The 1,471-nt window shown below is 73.2% G+C and carries 1 protein-coding gene and 1 pseudogene; both read right to left on the bottom strand.

What is annotated here, in order from left to right; translation table 11 throughout:
• Positions 1-183, bottom strand: a pseudogene (locus HW445_RS33910) (hypothetical protein); the annotation flags it as partial.
• Positions 184-309: 126 nt separating this feature from the next.
• Positions 310-1,471 (bottom strand): glutamate-5-semialdehyde dehydrogenase (locus HW445_RS30750; protein ID WP_180224069.1); only part of this gene is annotated, 1,162 nt, incomplete at its 5' end.

Genomic DNA, 1,471 nt, shown 5'->3' on the forward strand with positions numbered 1-1,471 from the left:
CCGCTCCACGGCGGTCGGCTCGTGGACCGGGGCCGCCCGTACGAAGTCCTCGTCGAAGACCACGGGAGCGAACTCGTCGTCCGGCGTCCCGCGGTTCTGGTCGTCGTCAGGCCCTCCGCCGTCAGGGAACGGCGTGCCCCCCACGTCCTCCGCCACGGCACCAGAGTAGACGTGCCGGGTCAATTTGGGCAGAGCGTACGGAAATTCGGCGAAGGACCGGTGACGGTCCGCGGGGCCCGTGCGGGCCCGGGGCCGGACGTCAGTGGTCGGAGGTCGCGGTTGGGGGCAGGGGCAGGATCAGGATCAGGATCAGGGGCGGACGTGCCCGTCGCCGGTGACGATGTACTTCGTGCTGGTCAGCTCCGGGAGGCCCATCGGGCCGCGGGCGTGCAGCTTCTGGGTGGAGATGCCGATCTCCGCGCCGAAGCCGAACTGGCCGCCGTCGGTGAACCGGGTGGAGGCGTTCACCGCGACCGTGGTGGAGTCCACCAGCTGGGTGAAGCGGCGGGCGGCCTGCTGGGAGGTGGTGACGATCGCCTCGGTGTGGCCGGAGCTCCAGCGGCGGATGTGGGCGACGGCCGCGTCCAGCGAGTCGACGACGGCGGCGGCGATGTCGTAGGAGAGGTACTCGGTCTCCCAGTCCTCCTCGGTCGCCTCGACCACGGTGGCCTTGGTGTCCGCGGCCAGCTCCAGCACCCGCCCGTCGCCGTGCACGGTGACCCCGGCGCCGGCCAGGGCCTCGAGGGCGCGCGGGACGAAGGCGTCGGCGATGTCGCGGTGGACCAGCAGGGTCTCGGCGGCGTTGCAGACGCTGACCCGGTGGGCCTTGGAGTTGAGCAGAATCTCCACCGCGGTGTCGAGGTCCGCGTCGGCGTCGACGTAGACGTGGCAGTTGCCGGTCCCGGTCTCGATCACCGGGACGGTGGACTGCTCGACGACGGTACGGATCAGCGAGGCGCCGCCGCGCGGGATGAGCACGTCGACCAGGCCGCGGGCGCGCATCAGCTCGTGCACCGACTCGCGGCTCTCGCCGGGCACCAGCTGCACCGCGTCGGCCGGCAGTCCGGCGCCCGCCACCGCGTCGCGCAGGACGGCCACCAGGGCGGTGTTGGAGGAGTAGGCGGAGGACGAGCCGCGCAGCAGCACCGCGTTGCCCGACTTCAGGCAGAGCGCGGCGGCGTCGACCGTCACGTTGGGGCGGGCCTCGTAGATGATGCCGACCACGCCGAGCGGGACGCGGACCTGGCGCAGGTCGATGCCGTTGGGCAGCGTCGAGCCGCGGACGACCTCGCCGACCGGGTCCGGCAGCGCGGCGACGTCGCGCACGTCGGAGGCGATGGCCCGGATCCGCTCCGGGGTGAGGGTCAGCCGGTCGATCACGGACTCGGCGGTGCCGGCCTCGCGGGCGCGGGCCACGTCCTTCGCGTTGGCCTCGACGACCTCCTCGACGCGGGCCTCGAGGGCGTCCGCC

Source organism: Streptomyces sp. UH6, from assembly GCF_013421635.1.
Lineage (GTDB): Bacteria > Actinomycetota > Actinomycetes > Streptomycetales > Streptomycetaceae > Streptomyces > Streptomyces abyssomicinicus.